Origin of the sequence: Candidatus Thiodiazotropha endoloripes (assembly GCF_001708965.1) — a bacterium.
Lineage (GTDB): Bacteria > Pseudomonadota > Gammaproteobacteria > Chromatiales > Chromatiaceae > Thiodiazotropha > Thiodiazotropha endoloripes.
In genome coordinates this window covers 1,237,651-1,254,323 of sequence record NZ_LVJW01000003.1, presented here as the reverse complement: position 1 = coordinate 1,254,323, position 16,673 = coordinate 1,237,651, and the positions used below count along the sequence as shown (strand labels likewise).

The following is a 16,673-nucleotide window of genomic DNA, read 5'->3' as shown; positions in this document are numbered from 1 at the left end:
ATCTATGATCGATCAACCGGATCCTTAGCCTCATTGATCCGGTGACGAAACAGTCGCTCAATCCGATGCTGTGTTGGCAGAGGAATTGATAGCCTGTTTTCTCAATCCCGAGCCAAACAGACCCAGCCCCACGCCCTTCAGCACTGACTTGAGTTTTGCTGATTTCTGTTGTTCAAACATAACGATTCTGAACAGATCCATCAGTGCGGCCATGAAATCGAACAAAACAAAGCCCGGAAAGCGAAACAGGTGCTCCCGCCAGATACGGGTGCGGTTGCGATAGATGGTAAAGCGGCGTCTGGCAGAGTGGTTCCAGGCAAAGAAATGTCGGCCGAGGAAGTGGTGTTTGGTCTGTTCTCCAAGATTGTGCCGCAATACAGCATCCCGGACGGCAACGATTCTGTATCCAGCCTCAATGGCTCTCAGACAGAAATCCACATCCAGATAGTCGATGTCGAAGGACTCCCGGATCATACCGATCTCATCAAACAGTTTCGCCTTGATCAGGCTGCCGGAACTGATGGCAATGAAGATGTTCTGCAACACAGGCTGGCCGGTAAATCCGACCTTGGCAAACCTGGGCCAATGGTATTTTCCACCAGGGGCCGTGACAAACAGAGCCTCTCTGTTAACACTCTGTTCCAGGTATTTGGGAACAACAATCCCGGTACCAGGACCGGTTTGATAATCCTGGCTTGCACGAACGAGTTGCTCAACCATTTGTGGATCGGCACTGCTGTCATCGTCCATCAGCAGCACCCAGTCAGCATCCTCGTCAAGTGCACGTCTTATCCCCAGGTTCTGCGCTTTCGCCAACCCCAGATTGTGCCCATTCTGAATCAGAATAATCTGCTCTGGGTGAGCTTGTGCAATCGCATTGACCCGGTTTTGCGCATCCGTCTCGGTACTGTTATCGACAATCACCACCAAGGCGAGCTGCAACAGGTAGCTCTGCAGCGACGCTTCGAAACTATGATCGATATTGAAGGTAACCGTGACAGCGACTATTTTTGAAGCAGAAGATTCAGACATCAGACTATTATCGCTGATCTTGGTAAGCTGAGTCACATTGGAATTTCTGGTGCAAGGATTTCACTCAGTTAGCAGGCTTTTGCTTGCCGATTTGCTTACTGGGCTTATAAATAGATGAAGTTTAAAAAACCAATGCTGAAGCACTGGAGAGCGGCGATTATTACAACTATAATGCTAGTCTGAGACAATACCAATACAACCTAATCCATTGATAAACCTAGAATTCTGAGAGAGTGAAAATGCCTGAAAGCACAGACGATATGCATCTGGAAAGCAGTTGTGATGCTGTCATCAAATCGAGCACCAGAATCAGCCCCGAATCAGCGGACGAGGTCCGCCAACTGGTATTGCAGATCGACGACCCGACCTTTCGCTATGCAGCCGGTCAATCCATTGGAGTACTGGTCCCAGGTCCTCATGCCTTCGGCAATGAATATCACCACCGCCGCTACTCGATTGCCAATCCGATCCAGACCGGCAACAGCGAAGCCCTCGAACTGGAAATCCTGGTGAGACGCTGTTTCTACCTGGATGAGATCTCCGGTGAGCAGTATCCGGGTATTGCCTCCAACTATCTTTGTGACGCGAAAATCGGTGACAAACTGAAGATTACCGGTCCATTCCGCAGCCCCTTCAAGATCCCGGCAAACAAAAGCAGCAATCTCCTGATGATCGGTACCGGTACCGGTATTGCCCCGTTCCGTGCTTTTGTCCGTCAGATCTACGATCAGCACGGCAGCTGGGATGGTCAGGTACGCCTCTTCTACGGTGATAACGGCGGCATGAATCTGCTCTATATGAACGATGAGAAAAAAGATCTCGGTCAATACTATGACGACGAGACCTTCAAGGCATTCAGCGCGCTGACCGACAGACCCCTGACCGGTGTGGAATCGGGCCTGCAGGACAGCCTGACCGACAATGCGGAAGAGTGTAAAAAACTGATCACCGATCCCAATACCTATGTCTTTCTGGGTGGCCAGGAGAAAGCCGCCGAGGTCTTCAACAAGGTGATGGAGGAGACCTTTGGATCGGCGGATGCCTGGAATCAGCAGAAGCAGTCATTGATCGAGAAGGACCGCTGGGCGGAACTGCTCTATCACTGAGAGACCTGCCAGGCCGCTTTAGAAATGCGGTAGAGACAATGTTGTCGTAAATGATGCCGGGGGGTATCGCCGGATGTTCAAACGTCTCGGTGCTATCCCCCATCCCCAATCGCTCCATGACCCGTCGTGATCGACGATTTTCCACGCTGGTAAAAGAGACCACTTCCTCTAAACTCAATTGATCGAAAGCCACCTGCAGAGCGGCCCTGCCCCCCTCTGTGGCATAGCCATTTCCCCAGTGGGATTGGGCCAGTCTCCAACCGATCTCGACACAGGGTGAAAAAGGCAGATCAGCTCTGGGTATGTGAAGTCCGAGAAAACCGATGAATGCACAGCTACTCTTGAGCTCGACCGCCCAGAATCCCCAGCCTCGCTGTTGAATCAGTTGCTGGCAGCGTTGGGCTAAATCATCGCTCTGCTTACGACTCAAGGTATCTGGAAAATGGCTCATGACTTCGGGATCGGCATTGAGCTGGGCAAAGGGTTCCAGATCCGTGCTACGCCACTGCCTGAGAAACAGACGTTGAGTGGAAATCTCAATTGGATTTACCATGTTATTCCAAGTCTCTTCCTCAGACTGCTATTGTTAACAGGCCCTAGTTGAAAATGTGGCACTCATCTTCTGTTGACTGCCACTCAAATATTTTATTGATACTCTGATAGAGAGAAAGAAGCAGCAAAACATACCAGACTTCTTTACCTGAATTTTGAGGCAGATTGTCCGGTATCTCTGAGGATAGAATCTTTTCTCTGTGTCGATAGCCCTGTATCCAGAGCACGATGGTTGGAACAACAGCAAATCCCATAAAATACATTAATGTGGTCAGGCCATAACATACGACCAGACTACCCTGAAATGTAGTATTTATGATGGCAAAGGTACAACTGACCGCCAAGCTGAAAACAACAAGCGAACCGAACAAGATAAAGACAAGAAAACGAAACGGATGGGGATGCCTTGCTGCATGATAGTAGTGTCGGATATCTCCTAAATAGTGGTACCGACGGATACGTTCTAGATAGTTTTTAATGACCTGACACATACTACACTCCAATAAGACTAATAATTGAACTGCCGTGATACCAGACGCTTGCTTTGACTCTCAATCGCTGATAACTATCAATCAATTAGTATTCTTACAATCTGATAGATAGATAGAAAAAGTAGTATGTACCAAATCTCACTACCCGAATTCTGAGGAAGATTGTCCGGAATCTCTGAGGATAGTATTTTCTCCCGGTGTCGATAACCCTGTATCCAGAGCACGATGGTCGGAACAACTGCAAACCCTATCAGATACATGAATGCAGTCAGGCCATAAAAATAGATCGGATTACCCTCAAACGTATTATTCACGATGGCCAGGGTACTATAAATTGCCAGGCTGAAAACGACCAAGGATCCAAACAAAAGAAAAGCAAGGAAACGAAATGGATGGGGATGCCTTGCCGCATTATAGTAGTGCCTGAGATACCCTAAATAGTGGTATTTACGGAAGCGTTCAAAATACTCTCTAACGATGTGACTCATACATCATTCCAATCACATTTGCAGACAGGCTAATCCTAATCAATTGCTGCATTTTAAGGCCGTACACTTCGATCATTTTCACCAAACAGATCATTATGATATCCGCTTGCTGTTTGTTGGATATCGTTTACCAGTTGTGAGCTGAATTCGACAGTTGAATCGACGATATCCAGACCTACCTCGATCCCGGATTGCACAACAGGAGCGACAGAGTTATCGACAAAATCATCAAACTGCTTATCAGCGCCCACCTTTTGATACATTTCATCTGCCACAAAACCAGCAGCTAATCCAGTGGCAACAGCTCCAGGACCAGTATATGAAGTTAACCCACCTGCGACTGTACCAACCACACCACCAACGACTGCATTGTCTACGGTTTTCACGGCGCCAACTATGCCTGCAGTTATCTGCTCTGCAGTCGTTGCATTTTCATCCAGTTTGGCCACTTCCGATATAGAACCTATGACAGGCCCAGCAACTGTACCAACAATACCGGCCTTTTTAGCGACCGACTCTGCCATATCGATGCTCTTTGAGGCTTTGTTGAGATCGTTGGTCAGTTTGTTCCCGATGACTGATTTGTCACTCAGCACCTGATTTCTGGCAGCCAGGGTTTTATCCACATCATACTCAACTGCATCCGGGTGCAGCGCCCCCTTCAGACCGCCAGGCCTGTTCGCTTCGCGCAGTGTCTCGGCTTGTGTCATTTGCACCGGATCTTTGCTCGCCTCGAGGCGGCCGATCGCTTGCTCCACAGGTTGCTGGATCACATTTTGTTTTAGGCCGACGGCCACTGCAGTGACTGTGGAGGTGCTGACCGTTGTCAGTGTACCGGCAATACTTGCTGCCGTATCAATCTTACTGTGGTCAACCTCTGCCGGCTTGGCTTGAGTTGGTGTTGCCTGGTGTTCTGCTAGTGCTTCTGCGGTTGTCGGAGACCCGAGAGCCGAGCCCAGTGCGGTTTGCGAACCCTTCAGGCCATCTTCTGTGGTCGGGCTGCCAGCAAGCTGTTCACCGGTCGTCATGGAGTCGGATAGGGAGGCACCGCCCGACAGGTCTCCGCCCATTGATGAGTTGGAATCCGATCCGCCGATATCCGATCCACCACCCATAGAACCGGCTGAATCACCACCACCTACACCACCTGCTGAATCGGTCATAACCATTAACTCCCTTTACTGTCAGTCCCAAGGCATTGCTATCCGAGTCAGTTGTTTAAAATGTCAACTGCTCTGTGTGCTCAATATAGCAACTGCACATCACCATTTAACACTAGTGATTACCCTAGCGCCTGCGACCTCGATCAACAATTCTCATCCCTTGCGACCACTTCATCAAGGGATAAAAACTAAAACATGGTTGAATTGATTTGGAGCGCCGGCATGGCTGATTCAAGTTCATCGAACGGATGCCTGCATCCTGTTGGAAGCGGATGAATAGATCGACCACAGCGGGCCTGATCAAGGGTCTCGCAATTTGTGTTGATACAGGTTCTTTTGCGAAGTGATTGAAACCGCAATTCAGCTTTTGCAGTATCGTGTGGGATCGGCAATCCCGGCTTCCTCAAATCCCCGCGCTCTCAAGCGGCAGGAGTCGCAACTGCCACAAGCCTCTCCCTGCTCATTCGCCTGGTAGCAGGATACGGTCAGACTGTAGTCGAGTCCCAGCTTGATCCCCTGCTGAATGATCTCGCCTTTGGTCAGATCGATCAAAGGTGTGTGGATTATAAAAGCCTTGCCTTCCACGCCAGCCTTGGTTGCCAGATTGGCCAACTGTTCGAAGGCGCGGATAAATTCAGGTCGGCAGTCGGGATAACCGGAATAGTCCACCGCATTGACGCCAATGAAGATCTCCTGGGCATCAAGCACTTCCGCCCAACCCAGGGCCAGTGAGAGGAAGACGGTATTTCTTGCCGGCACATAGGTCACCGGGATGCCATCAGCGAGTTGCTCTGGAACCTCGATGGAGGTATCGGTCAATGCCGAACCACCGATTGAATCGAGCCCGATGGACATCACCTTGTGATCGGCAGCTCCGAGCGAGCTGGCAATATTGGCTGCGGCACTCAGTTCAGCGGCATGGCGCTGACCATAGGCCATGCTCAGTGCATAGCACTCATAACCCTGACTTCGGGCGATCGCCAGCACAGTGGCGGAGTCGAGACCACCTGAGAGTAAAACTACGGCTTTCTTATTCATCGCCCTGGTTGATCATCCCATAACAGTTTGTGGAGTTGCATTTGAAACCTGACATTCAATCTATCCTGCAGAATCCACTCCGCCAGTTGAGTTGGATTCTGTTTACCATGTACGGGTGAGAAGAGGATTTCACACCTGCTTTCCAGCTCATGATCCTTCAGCATCGCCCTGCTCCACTCATAGTCATCCCTGTCACTGATGACAAATTTGAGCTGATCACCCTCTCTCAAACAGTCCAGATTGGTGAGGCGGTTTTTGCTCACTTCACCGGAACCCGGCGTCTTAAGATCGATGACCCGCACCACTCTTGGATCAACCGTGCTGATATCCAATGCACCACTGGTCTCCAGTGAGACCTCATATCCAGCATCACAGAGTCGGCTCATCAGTTCCGTGCATGCCGCCTGGGCCAGTGGCTCGCCACCGGTGACGCAGACCCGATTGATCCGTAGATTCGAGAGTTGCTGCAGTATCGATTCGATCGGCATTTTTTCGCCACCACTGAAGGCATATTCAGTATCACAGTAGACGCAGCGCAGAGGGCAGCCGGTCAAACGGATGAAAACGGTCGGCAAGCCGACCGTGTTTGACTCCCCCTGCAGGGAAACAAAGATCTCAGTGATACGTAATTGTGACATTTCCAGGTTGAGCCAAATGGGTTTGAGAGATGATCGACCGGTAGGATGGATAGATTTTTTTAACAGTTGGTGGTGATAAATGCAAAAAGGGTGCGGAGAACCGCACCCTATGGATCGAACCACGCATCAATTCAGCGATTAGCGAGTAAAGGTTGAATCAATCAGAGAGCTGACCTGTCTCAGCGCCCCTCTTTTGTGATTCGTTGAATCCGCTTTTCAGCAAGTCGGGCCTCGGTGGTGGCAGGATAGTTCAACTGAAGTTCACGCAGTACCTTTTTCGCTTCATCCCACTGCTTTTTCTCGTAATGGATATACCCCATCTTCAGCATCGCACCGGGAACCTTCGGACTCTGGGCATACCTTTCCCTCACCTTGGTGAACTCTGCCAGGGCGGTATCGAAATCCCGGTTCACATAACTCGCTTCCGCCAGCCAGTACTGGGCATTATCCTCATAACTGCCACCGGAGTAATCTTTGAGAAATGCGCTAAAGGCGGTAATCGACTCCGGGTAGCGCCCCTGCTTCAACAGATTGAATGCCTCCTGGTAGACCATCTCCTCCTGTTGAGGATCCGGGGGTGTTACCACGGAGCTGGTTGACTCAATCGATGCGATCGGCGGCTCACCACTCTGCTGGTTTGCAGTGGGTAGTGCTGATACCGGAGGTGGTGCGGAAACCGGTGGGGGTGTAACCGCGCCGCCAGATTGAAAGCGTGACAACCGCTGATCGATGTCCAGGTAGAGATCCCGTTGCCGGCGGCTCATGGCGTCCATGGTGTGTTTCTGCAACTCCACATCGCCACGCAACTGCTGTACCTCTCTCTGTAACTGCTGCAGTTGCAGCACCAGATCCGCCAGACTCTGATTTTGCAGCATCCGCTCAATCCGCTGCAGACGCTGTTCCATGTTTGGACCATTCTCTGCTGCCAGAATCGGAGTGCTAACCCCCAGCCCGATCGCCAGGCTGATTATCGCCAGTCTGAAGCGTGAGTTCATGAACCTCTCCCCAATCAGTAGACCAATTCAACACGTCGATTGAGAGCCATTGCCTCATCGGTGTTTTCGAAGGCAGATGGTCTCTCTTCACCATAACTGACGACCACCATCTGGTTATCCGCCACGCCTTGAGCCATCATCAGGCTGCGTACCGAGTTGGCCCGGTTTTCACCCAGACCAAGATTGTATTCACGGGTTCCCCGCTCATCCGCATGACCTTCCAGGCGGACAACGGCCTGTGGATTGGCGGCGAGATAGTCTGCATGAGCCTGGATCACTTCCAGGTAGTCAGATCGCACAACACTCTGGTCGTAGTCAAAATAGATCACTCGGGTAGCCAGCAGGCTGTTGGGATTCTCAAGTGGATCGCCGTACCACTCTTCGCCCTGTGAGGCAGCAGAGGTGGACGCTTCACTGCCTTCTGCTCCCATTTCGCTTGCAGCGCCGGTGGATTGCTCAGAGACCTCGGCCCCGCCTTCAGTGGTTGGGGTGGAGGAACAGCCGATCATCAACAGCAGAGAGAGTGTGATGGTGGCAGATAGTGACAGCACTTTTTTCATGGAAGTTCTCCTAATTCACTCGTGCATTATTTTTTAAAAGGTGACCAATCCGGTTCGCGTACATCCCCTTCCTGCAAGGCAAGACGCTGTCTGACCCGCCCATCGGTCGAGACTGCAGCGAGTACGCCACGGCGTCCAGCTTTGGCGCCGTAGATAATCATACTGCCATTGGGTGCAAAGCTGGGTGACTCATCCAGTCTCCCCTGACTCAAGACCTGCATTACGCCGGTTTTGAGATCCTGCACCGCAATCCGATAGTTACCCTCGTCCTGGGTGACAAAGGTCAGCAGTTTTCCATCGGGTGAGAACGAAGCCCGGGCATTGTAACTGTTTTCAAAGGTAACACGTTGCGCCTTGCCGCCAAAAGCGGATACCCGGTAGATCTGGGGTTTGCCTCCGCGATCCGAGGTAAACACCAGACTCTTACCGTCCGGAGACCAGGCAGGCTCGGTGTCGATCGAGTAGTGACGGGTGATCTGCTGCAGCTTGCGGCTGCGCATATCGAAGATATAGATATCCGGATTGCCTCCCTTCGACAGGGTAAGGGCCAGTTTGCGGCCATCCGGGGACCAGGCTGGCGCCCCGTTGATGCCTTTGAAGGAGGTGACTTTCTGACGCTTGCCGGTGTAGACACCCTGAACATAGACCGCCGACTGTCCTCCTTCGAAAGAGACATAGGCGATTTTCATCCCGTCCGGGGACCAGGCCGGTGACATCAGAGGCTCGCTGGAGTTGACGATGGTCTCCGGATTATGACCATCCGCGTCCGCAACATTCAGACCGATCCGGCTCTTGCCATCAGCCAGCCGGGTTGAGGTGATGTAGGCGACCCGGGTGGAAAATGCACCGGGAATTCCCAACAGATTCTCATAGATGATATCGGCAATCCGGTGAGCTGTACTGCGCAGGTTGGATGCCGTGGTGGGGATGCTGTAACCGGTGAGTTGTTGACCCCGATAGACATCGAGTAGTTGAAACTGAACCTGATAGGTTCCCGCTCCGGTGGACTCCACCTGACCGACCACCAGATTCTCCACACCCAGTGCCCGCCAGTCTTTGAATTCCACTTCACGATCGGAGGTGGGACGGGAGAGCATATCAGCCCGCGGGATGGTCTTGAAACGTCCGCTCCGCTGCAGATCCGCATTGATCACCTCAGCCAGATCCACCGCCGGCTGTCCCCTGCCCGGCATACCGAAAGGTACCACAGCAATCGGCAGCGCACCTTCCACACCTTCGGTTATCTCGATGGTCAATTCGGCTTTCACCACGGAATGACAAGCCAAAAACACCAGCAACATCAAAACTATTTTTTTCATATTAACAATTAGTTATTTATTCGGCTTAAAGTTTAATCTTAATGAGCGGAACGATTCAAACAGAGCACCACTGGGTACCGGAAGCGGCGCCGCCTTGTAGACCGCAGCCTCAACCGAACGATCGAAAGCCGCATTACCACTGCTGCGGACAATGCTGACTCCGCCGGGTACCACATCCCCACCGGGTATCAGCCTGACCTGCACCACACACGAGAGTCCTTCCGTGTTTTGGGCCGGTTTCAGCCAGTTACGCTCAATCTGCTGCTTGATAACCGCACCATAACGATCGATTTCACGACTGTTCTGCTCAGCGGCGATCTGCGCCTGAAGCGCCCTTTCCCGTTCAGCCTGAGCACGACGCATCGCTTCTGCTTCCGCCTTGCGCTTGGCCTCGGCTTTGCGTTTTGCCTCGGCTTCTGCTTTGCGTTTCGCCTCAGCTTTCCGTTTCGCTTCTGCTTCCGCCTTACGCTTGGCTTCTGCCTTTCGTTTGGCTTCCGCTTTTCGTTTGGCCTCCGCCTTACGCTTGGCTTCCGCTTTTCGCTTTGCCTCTGCTTTCCGTTTGGCTTCCGCCTCACGTTTCTGTTTAGCTTTCTGTTCAGCGACCCGTTTCTTTTCAAGCGCCTGCTGACGTTTCTTCTCTTCAGCCTGACGCCGCTTTTTCTCCTGCTGCTGTTTCTTCAGCTGCTGAGCCTTTTTCTCCTCGGCCTTTTTCTCATTGATCTTGTCCAGATCGATGGTGTGCGCCTGTACCACATTGGCCTGGGAGGCAATCGGTTTCGGTTTTTTCTCCCAATCGACGCCAAACACCAGAAAGAATACGATCACAAAATGCAGCAACAGTGCCAGCATCACCGAAAATGGATTGCGTTTGAGCACCCCTAACACGACTACTTCTCCGGTGATTCAGTAACCAGACCTACACTTGGTGCACCCCCTGCCTGAAGCAGCACCATCGCTTCCACAACCCGACCATAGGGTACGCCTCTGTCACCACGTACCATGATCGGGGTCTTGGGTTTGTACTTGAGTACAGCCCGCACCCGCTCGACCAGGGCATCCTCTTCCACCGGTTGATCCTTATCCTCACCAATGTCGATAAAAAGGTCCCCTGCCTGATTTACCGTCACCACCAGGGGCTCGTCCACTTCACTGGAGAGGGGTTCCGCATCGGCCTGGGGCAGCTCCACCTGTACCCCCTGGGTCAGTAGTGGTGCCGTGATCATAAAAATAACCAGCAGCACCAGCATAACATCAATGTAGGGGACCACATTGATCTCAGACATCGGACGACGACGATTTTTGCTGCGACTCATCTGTTCATAAACCCGATCAGGATACAGCCTGCCGTTGCAGGATGGTTGCAAACTCTTCCACGAAGTCGTCGTAACGGTTGTTCAGGCGTTCCACATCGTTGGAGTAGCGGTTATAGGCGATGACGGCAGGAATCGCGGCAAACAGACCGATCGCTGTGGCGATCAGGGCCTCTGCGATACCCGGGGCGACCAGCGCCAGGGTGGCCTGCTTGACGTTACCCAGCGCGGTAAATGAGTTCATGATTCCCCAGACGGTACCGAAGAGTCCCACATAGGGGCTGGTGGAACCGATGGTTGCCAGGGTTGAAAGATGACTCTCCAGGCGATCGACCTCCCGGTTCAAAGAGACCCGCATCGAGCGTTGCGCCCCCTGCACCATAGCCATCGGGTCCTTGTGCCCCTTGGTGCGCAGGCGGGCAAATTCACGAAACCCGGCCCGAAACACCGAGGCCATGCCCGATTCATCATCGGTTTCACGCTCCAGCTGGCGGTAGAGTTCCGCCAGGTCACCACCCGACCAGAAACGGCTTTCGAATTCATCCGCATCTTTCATGGCACTCTTCAGCACCCGCATGCGATCGAAGATCATGCTCCAGGAGCTGAGTGAGGCAAACACCAGCAAGGCGATGACGAACTGTACGACCGGGCTGGCGTTCAGAATCAGATGGGTAATGGAGAGGTCAGTCGACATCCGCAATCTCCAGCAAAATATGTTTTGGAATAGGTGTTGGGCGCATCGTCTTCATATTCACACAAGCAATCTTGATCTCTCCCTGGCAAAGTAGGTGTGTATCCTGAGCGCGCACCACCTCCTGGTAGAAAGTCAGGCTGGCTCGCCCCTTCCGTGAAACAGTGGCAGAGACCTCCAGCGCATCGTTAAAGCGGGCGGGATGATGGTATCCCACATCGACATGACGAACTGCGAAGATGATCCCGTCTTTCTGCAGTAACTCGTCTTGCTCGAAGCCTTTACTCCGCAACCATTCGGTTCGGGCCCGCTCCATGAATTTCAGGTAGTTGGCGTAATAGACCACACCACCGGCATCGGTATCTTCGTAGTAGACCCTGACCGGCCAGAGAAATCGATTTTGACTGCTGTTCATACCCCAAGACCGTTATTCGACCGATTACGCTGCCGAAACTAACCTACTATGATTGTGTGATGTTATCCGAGTTCCCTGATCAATCCGTATTCGCTATTCATGTGAACAGCCCCTAAAACAGGTCATCCTCAGATGGCATCTTATCCCCGGACCTGGGGGTCAAGCCAAAATGCAGATAGGCCGCCTGTGTGGCGACTCTACCCCTTGGCGTTCGCATCATAAACCCCTGCTGTATCAGATAGGGCTCGAGTACATCCTCAATCGTGCCCTTCTCCTCACCGATTGCCGCAGCCAGATTATCAACCCCTACCGGTCCGCCATCAAACTTCTCAATGACTGCCAGCAGCAGTCGACGATCCATGCTGTCGAATCCATTACTGTCCACCTTGAGCATCTTCAACGCCTTGTCTGCAAGCTCTGCCGAAATATGACCATCCCCTTTGACCTGGGCATAGTCGCGAACTCTTCTCAACAGACGGTTGGCGATTCTGGGGGTTCCCCGCGAGCGTCGAGCAACTTCCCCGGAACCTGGAGCGTCGATACCGATATTCAGGATTCCCGCAGATCGACTGACGATTCGTGCCAGATCCTCAGCATCATAGAACTCCAGGCGTTGTACGATCCCGAAACGGTCCCGCAGCGGTGAGGTCAGCAGTCCCGCCCTGGTGGTTGCACCGACCAGGGTGAAGGGAGGCAGATCGAGCTTGATGGAACGGGCGGCAGGGCCTTCACCGATCATGATATCGAGCTGAAAATCCTCCATCGCCGGATAGAGCACCTCTTCCACCACCGGACTGAGGCGATGAATCTCATCGACAAACAGCACATCATGGGGTTCCAGATTGGTCAACAGGGCAGCCAGGTCCCCGGGTTTCTCAAGTACCGGCCCGGATGTCTGTCGAAGATTGACCCCCATTTCGTTGGCGATGATATGCGCTAAAGTGGTCTTGCCCAATCCGGGGGGACCAAAAATCAGTACGTGATCGAGGGCCTCTTCGCGCCCCCTTGCCGCAGTTATGAAGATCTCCATCTGCTCACAGACAGCCGCCTGCCCCACATAGTCGGACAACTGTTTGGGCCGGATGGCCCGCTCCAGTAGATCATCATCTCCTGTCGCCGCACCATCGATCAGTCTGGGTTCTTCGTTCACCGGTGATCCTGTCATTTTTTAGCCGCACCCTGAAGGGCCGCCCTGATAAGTGCTTCACTGTCCATATCCTGCTGTTCCACACTTTTAACCATACGGCTGGCATCCTGTGGTTTGTATCCAAGTGCCACCAGTGCCGACACGGCATCCGCATTGGCTGAGGCGGGCTGATCCGCTGTCACGGATTGAGTCCCTGAACCGGAGACACTGAAAGCGGACAATTTCGCTAATCGGTCACGCATTTCGATGATCAGCCGCTCGGCAGTCTTTTTACCGATACCCGGCAGTTTGACCAGTGCAGCGACATCCTCGAACTCGACACAGCGGGCAAACTCATCGGCACTCATGCCGGAGAGAATCGTCAATGCCATCTTGGCTCCCACACCATTTACTTTCAGAAGGTTACGAAACAAAGTTCGCTCTGTTTCATTACTGAAGCCATACAGTACATGGGCATCTTCCCGAACGATCAAATGGGTCAGCAAGGTGACCTTCTGACCGATTTCCGGGAGTGAGAATATGGTCGAAAGTGGCGCTTCGATTTCATATCCGACACCACCCACATCCAGCAACAGATGGGGTGCCTGCTTAGCGGCGAGTTCGCCTCTTAGACGACCGATCACGGCTGAAAACCTCTCATACCATTGTTACGCTTTGCATATCCAATCCTGCTACTGTGGGCATGGCTCAATGCCACTGCCAAGGCATCTGCTGCGTCGGCCTGTGGCTTTTTCTGCAGCTTCAGCAACATCTGCACCATGTGTTGGACCTGGGTTTTTTCAGCCCGACCGGTGCCCACGACAGCCTGCTTGATACCTCTGGGTGAGTATTCCGCCACCGATAGTCCCTGATTGACCGCAGCACAGATCGCCGCGCCTCTGGCCTGGCCCAGTTTGAGTGCCGATGAAGGATTCTTCGAAACGAAGACCTGCTCAATCGCCATCACTTCAGGTTGGTACTCGTTGATCACTTCACTGATGCCGGTAAATATCTGTCCCAGTCTGGGCGCCAGGGCTTCGCCCTCCAGGCGTAACACACCATGAAACAGATGGGTGGTGTGTACACCATCGGATTCGATCAATCCAAACCCGGTAATCCGGGAACCCGGATCAATGCCGATTATCCTTAGCATTCAGCCAACTGCATCGAGAATTTCGTCTGAAATCTCTGCATTGGTGTAGACATTCTGCACATCGTCGAGATCTTCAAGCATATCGATCATGCGCAGCAGTTTGTCCGCATCCCCCTCATCCAGCTCCGCCTGGGTCGAAGCCACATAGGTAACCTCATCATTTTCCGGTTCTAATCCCGCCTGAATCAGGGCATCCTTCACCTCGGAGAAACTCTCCGGTGTGGCGATCACATCGATGGAGCCGTCACCATTGGTGACCACATCCTCAGCGCCGGCCTCAAGCGCCGCATCCATAACCTGTTCTTCATCGGAGCCGCTTGCAAAACTGATGATGCCCTGTTTGGTGAACAGATAGGCGACCGATCCATCCGTTCCAAGGTTACCACCCAGCTTGCTGAATGCGTGACGTACTTCAGAGGCTGTGCGATTGCGATTGTCGGTCATACAATCCACCATGACGGCCGTACCACCGGGCCCATAACCTTCATAGCGAATCTCATCGTAGTTCTCGCCATCGCTGCCGCCGGCACCCCGTTTGATCGCACGTTCAATGGTATCTTTGGGCATGTTGGCGCCAAGGCCCTTGTCCATTGCCAGACGCAATCGGGGATTGGCATTGGGATCACCGCCCCCCATGCGGGCAGCGACTGTGATCTCACGGATCAATTTGGTCCAGATCTTGCCGCGCTTTTTATCATTTGCAGCCTTTTTATGCTTGATATTGGCCCACTTACTGTGTCCTGCCATACAAACCTCTCAATACCGAATATTCAAACCGGTTAGTTTAACACCCCCCCGTTCCCGCAGAAACCAAGTAATTTCCCCTACCGGCCGAGAGGCGGATTGGGTGTTGTAGTGCCAATCAGACCTTGCCAGCGCACCACATAGGTTTTATCTTGGAGCGATAAACGATTAACCCAGGGGTGTTTCTGAATGCAGAAAACCTCATCAACCATAATACTTGCAGGCTATGTCCCAGACCGTTGAAGAGTGGGTACGGCAGATCTCGTCCGAATCCATCCCCGTCATGCAGCGCACCCTGACCCAGGTCAGAGACCTACTCAACAAATCCAGCGTTAACCATACCCGGCTTTCGGAAGTGATCTCGCGAGATCCGGGATTCAGCCTGTATGTGATGCAAAAGCTCAGTCAGCTTCCCAATCAACCCAAGGAGCCGATCACCCGAATCACACTGGCGATCCCGATGCTGGGGATGGAGTTGATCGAACAGGCCAGTAAAACCCTGCCTTCCCTCGAGGATAAACTGAAAGGTCCCCCAAGACGCGGTCTCTACAATTGCTACAGTCGGGCGGCTCATGCAGCACTTTATGTCCGCAGTCTGGCCAAGATGCGTAATCTGCCGGACACGGATGGACTCTATACCGGGGCCCTGCTGCACGATATCGGCGAGATGGCCCTGTGGTCTGTGGTTCCGGATGAGATGCAGCGTGTGCAAAACAAAATTCTCAGCGGGGATGACCGGGAGAGTGTTGCCAAAGCCGAGTTGGGCTGCACATTCGAGACACTCAATATCCACTTGAGCGAACGCTGGCAACTGCCGGATCTGATCAAAGAGTCACAGGGTATCTCCAACAGTTTTCTGCCCAAACCCCTCTCGGTGATGCTCTCCTCTGCAATCGCCCGGGAAACCAGCCTGGGTTGGCAGCGGGAAAAGACCTTAGGGGATATGGAACTGCTGGCCGAGTTCCTGGAAATCCCCCAGGAAAATGCCATTTCAGCGCTACACCGATTGGCCGCAGAGGCCGCGCGGGATCTGCATGCCCTCCCCCTGCCACTGCCGGGCTTCTATATCATCAGCGGCGATCCGAAGCCCGTCACAAAGTCTGCCAGTAGAAAAGCGGAACAACCGACCAAGCACACACCCCCGTCCCAAAAGGCTGCGCTGGAAAAACCTCAACCGGCGCCAGATCAGAAGACACAACCCAGCACCAGCAAATCGCCCCCTGAAACAGAAACACCTGCAGTGAAACAGCAAAAACCCGCAGCTGTCAGCGACACGCCACCGGCACAAAAGAGCAACCCATTACAGGAGATGCTCAACAGCGCCCTGCAACAGATGCACGAGGATCTTGGCCTGAGCCGCACCATGTTTGCCATGCTTACACCCGATCGCGCCATGATCAGATCCCGCCTGGTCATAGAGTCAGAACAGCAGCTGTCCCTGAAAGGCTTTGCGCTTGACACAAAAAAACCTAGTTTATTCAAGATATTATTAAACAAACCTCAAGCTGTTATTCTGAATAAGGATAATGCTGAAAAATACCTTCCCATGATCCCCCAAGAGGCAAAAGAACAGATCAACACCAGTGGATTCGTCTCCATGTCGATCTTCATCCGTAACAAACCGGTGGGACTTTTTTACGCGGATAACGGCTTAAGTGGGCCAGGGGTAACTCGCCAGCAGTTCGAAAACTTCAAGGTAATCTGCCAGAAAATGATGAAAACAATGGGTGGCGGCAAATAAGCACTGCACGATTACCGCTGAACGCCGCCCTTAGAACCGATTACTCAATCAGATCTGATTACGTACCAATAATCTGCTTGTACTGAGTTTTTTATCTCAGTGATTGTCTTG

Annotated in this window: 19 protein-coding genes; 2 read left to right on the top strand and 17 right to left on the bottom strand. The window is 52.6% G+C overall.

Annotated elements, in window-relative coordinates:
* Positions 1-57: 57 nt before the first annotated feature.
* Positions 58-1,032 (bottom strand): glycosyltransferase, encoded by a 975-nt coding sequence (locus A3193_RS05685; RefSeq protein WP_141694590.1) that lies wholly within the window; start codon positions 1,030-1,032, stop codon positions 58-60.
* 239 nt (positions 1,033-1,271) lie between these two features.
* On the opposite strand from A3193_RS05685, the gene A3193_RS05680 reads away from it, so the two are divergent.
* On the top strand, positions 1,272-2,138 hold the full coding sequence (locus A3193_RS05680) for a ferredoxin reductase domain-containing protein (protein WP_083218578.1): 867 nt from the start codon (positions 1,272-1,274) through the stop codon (positions 2,136-2,138).
* On the opposite strand, the gene A3193_RS20000 is transcribed toward A3193_RS05680, so the two are convergent.
* From A3193_RS20000 to A3193_RS05600, 16 genes are all read right to left on the bottom strand, one after another.
* On the bottom strand, positions 2,035-2,691 hold the full coding sequence (locus A3193_RS20000) for a GNAT family N-acetyltransferase (RefSeq protein ID WP_305782005.1): 657 nt from the start codon (positions 2,689-2,691) through the stop codon (positions 2,035-2,037). The genes A3193_RS05680 and A3193_RS20000 overlap by 104 nt on opposite strands.
* Before the next feature lie 43 nt (positions 2,692-2,734).
* A complete protein-coding gene (locus tag A3193_RS20355; protein WP_141694688.1) occupies positions 2,735-3,181 on the bottom strand; it encodes a hypothetical protein in 447 nt (148 codons plus the stop codon).
* A 541-nt stretch (positions 3,182-3,722) separates the two neighbouring features.
* Positions 3,723-4,832: a hypothetical protein gene (locus A3193_RS05665; RefSeq protein WP_069014286.1), complete on the bottom strand. Its 1,110-nt coding sequence runs from the start codon at positions 4,830-4,832 to the stop codon at positions 3,723-3,725.
* Positions 4,833-5,192: 360 nt separating this feature from the next.
* A complete protein-coding gene (gene queC / locus A3193_RS05660) occupies positions 5,193-5,870 on the bottom strand; it encodes a 7-cyano-7-deazaguanine synthase QueC (RefSeq protein ID WP_069014285.1) in 678 nt (225 codons plus the stop codon).
* Entirely contained in the window at positions 5,867-6,508 is a 642-nt protein-coding gene (gene queE, locus A3193_RS05655; RefSeq protein WP_069014284.1) for a 7-carboxy-7-deazaguanine synthase QueE, read from the bottom strand. Before queE ends, queC begins: the two co-directional genes overlap by 4 nt.
* Positions 6,509-6,687: 179 nt before the next feature.
* Complete coding sequence (gene ybgF / locus A3193_RS05650) at positions 6,688-7,503, bottom strand: tol-pal system protein YbgF (protein WP_083218320.1); 816 nt, start codon at positions 7,501-7,503, stop codon at positions 6,688-6,690.
* A 14-nt stretch (positions 7,504-7,517) separates the two neighbouring features.
* Entirely contained in the window at positions 7,518-8,063 is a 546-nt protein-coding gene (pal, locus tag A3193_RS05645) for a peptidoglycan-associated lipoprotein Pal (RefSeq protein ID WP_069005199.1), read from the bottom strand.
* A gap of 26 nt (positions 8,064-8,089) precedes the next feature.
* Positions 8,090-9,382: a Tol-Pal system beta propeller repeat protein TolB gene (gene tolB, locus A3193_RS05640; protein ID WP_069005198.1), complete on the bottom strand. Its 1,293-nt coding sequence runs from the start codon at positions 9,380-9,382 to the stop codon at positions 8,090-8,092.
* Between the two features lie 12 nt (positions 9,383-9,394).
* Complete coding sequence (gene tolA, locus A3193_RS05635; RefSeq protein WP_235614907.1) at positions 9,395-10,267, bottom strand: cell envelope integrity protein TolA; 873 nt, start codon at positions 10,265-10,267, stop codon at positions 9,395-9,397.
* A 2-nt stretch (positions 10,268-10,269) separates the two neighbouring features.
* Positions 10,270-10,695 (bottom strand): protein TolR, encoded by a 426-nt coding sequence (tolR, locus tag A3193_RS05630; protein ID WP_068995559.1) that lies wholly within the window; start codon positions 10,693-10,695, stop codon positions 10,270-10,272.
* Between the two features lie 16 nt (positions 10,696-10,711).
* On the bottom strand, positions 10,712-11,386 hold the full coding sequence (tolQ, locus tag A3193_RS05625) for a protein TolQ (RefSeq protein WP_069005197.1): 675 nt from the start codon (positions 11,384-11,386) through the stop codon (positions 10,712-10,714).
* Positions 11,376-11,798 (bottom strand): tol-pal system-associated acyl-CoA thioesterase, encoded by a 423-nt coding sequence (ybgC, locus tag A3193_RS05620; protein WP_069005196.1) that lies wholly within the window; start codon positions 11,796-11,798, stop codon positions 11,376-11,378. The genes tolQ and ybgC overlap by 11 nt, the downstream gene beginning before the upstream one ends.
* Positions 11,799-11,910: 112 nt before the next feature.
* Positions 11,911-12,963, bottom strand: a complete 1,053-nt coding sequence (gene ruvB, locus A3193_RS05615) for a Holliday junction branch migration DNA helicase RuvB (protein ID WP_139116971.1) — start codon at positions 12,961-12,963, stop codon at positions 11,911-11,913.
* Positions 12,960-13,568 (bottom strand): Holliday junction branch migration protein RuvA, encoded by a 609-nt coding sequence (gene ruvA, locus A3193_RS05610; RefSeq protein ID WP_069005195.1) that lies wholly within the window; start codon positions 13,566-13,568, stop codon positions 12,960-12,962. The genes ruvB and ruvA overlap by 4 nt, the downstream gene beginning before the upstream one ends.
* A complete protein-coding gene (ruvC, locus tag A3193_RS05605; RefSeq protein WP_069005194.1) occupies positions 13,565-14,077 on the bottom strand; it encodes a crossover junction endodeoxyribonuclease RuvC in 513 nt (170 codons plus the stop codon). The genes ruvA and ruvC overlap by 4 nt, the downstream gene beginning before the upstream one ends.
* Positions 14,078-14,824 (bottom strand): YebC/PmpR family DNA-binding transcriptional regulator, encoded by a 747-nt coding sequence (locus A3193_RS05600; RefSeq protein WP_069014283.1) that lies wholly within the window; start codon positions 14,822-14,824, stop codon positions 14,078-14,080.
* 223 nt (positions 14,825-15,047) lie between these two features.
* On the opposite strand from A3193_RS05600, the gene A3193_RS05595 reads away from it, so the two are divergent.
* Positions 15,048-16,562 (top strand): HDOD domain-containing protein, encoded by a 1,515-nt coding sequence (locus A3193_RS05595; RefSeq protein WP_069014282.1) that lies wholly within the window; start codon positions 15,048-15,050, stop codon positions 16,560-16,562.
* Positions 16,563-16,673 lie beyond the last annotated feature (111 nt).

Bases quoted from the DNA above. Each gene is read 5' to 3' on its own strand.
- A3193_RS20355 (WP_141694688.1), bottom strand. From the start codon at position 3,181: ATGTGTCAGGTCATTAAAAACTATCTAGAACGTATCCGTCGGTACCAC.
- queE (WP_069014284.1), bottom strand. From the start codon at position 6,508: ATGTCACAATTACGTATCACTGAGATCTTTGTTTCCCTGCAGGGGGAG.
- ruvC (WP_069005194.1), bottom strand. From the start codon at position 14,077: ATGCTAAGGATAATCGGCATTGATCCGGGTTCCCGGATTACCGGGTTT.
- A3193_RS05680 (WP_083218578.1), top strand. From the start codon at position 1,272: ATGCCTGAAAGCACAGACGATATGCATCTGGAAAGCAGTTGTGATGCT.
- A3193_RS05600 (WP_069014283.1), bottom strand. From the start codon at position 14,824: ATGGCAGGACACAGTAAGTGGGCCAATATCAAGCATAAAAAGGCTGCA.
- ybgC (WP_069005196.1), bottom strand. From the start codon at position 11,798: ATGAACAGCAGTCAAAATCGATTTCTCTGGCCGGTCAGGGTCTACTAC.
- A3193_RS05685 (WP_141694590.1), bottom strand. From the start codon at position 1,032: ATGTCTGAATCTTCTGCTTCAAAAATAGTCGCTGTCACGGTTACCTTC.
- A3193_RS05595 (WP_069014282.1), top strand. From the start codon at position 15,048: ATGTCCCAGACCGTTGAAGAGTGGGTACGGCAGATCTCGTCCGAATCC.
- tolQ (WP_069005197.1), bottom strand. From the start codon at position 11,386: ATGTCGACTGACCTCTCCATTACCCATCTGATTCTGAACGCCAGCCCG.
- pal (WP_069005199.1), bottom strand. From the start codon at position 8,063: ATGAAAAAAGTGCTGTCACTATCTGCCACCATCACACTCTCTCTGCTG.
- queC (WP_069014285.1), bottom strand. From the start codon at position 5,870: ATGAATAAGAAAGCCGTAGTTTTACTCTCAGGTGGTCTCGACTCCGCC.
- A3193_RS05665 (WP_069014286.1), bottom strand. From the start codon at position 4,832: ATGACCGATTCAGCAGGTGGTGTAGGTGGTGGTGATTCAGCCGGTTCT.
- tolB (WP_069005198.1), bottom strand. From the start codon at position 9,382: ATGAAAAAAATAGTTTTGATGTTGCTGGTGTTTTTGGCTTGTCATTCC.
- A3193_RS20000 (WP_305782005.1), bottom strand. From the start codon at position 2,691: ATGGTAAATCCAATTGAGATTTCCACTCAACGTCTGTTTCTCAGGCAG.
- tolR (WP_068995559.1), bottom strand. From the start codon at position 10,695: ATGAGTCGCAGCAAAAATCGTCGTCGTCCGATGTCTGAGATCAATGTG.
- ybgF (WP_083218320.1), bottom strand. From the start codon at position 7,503: ATGAACTCACGCTTCAGACTGGCGATAATCAGCCTGGCGATCGGGCTG.
- ruvB (WP_139116971.1), bottom strand. From the start codon at position 12,963: ATGACAGGATCACCGGTGAACGAAGAACCCAGACTGATCGATGGTGCG.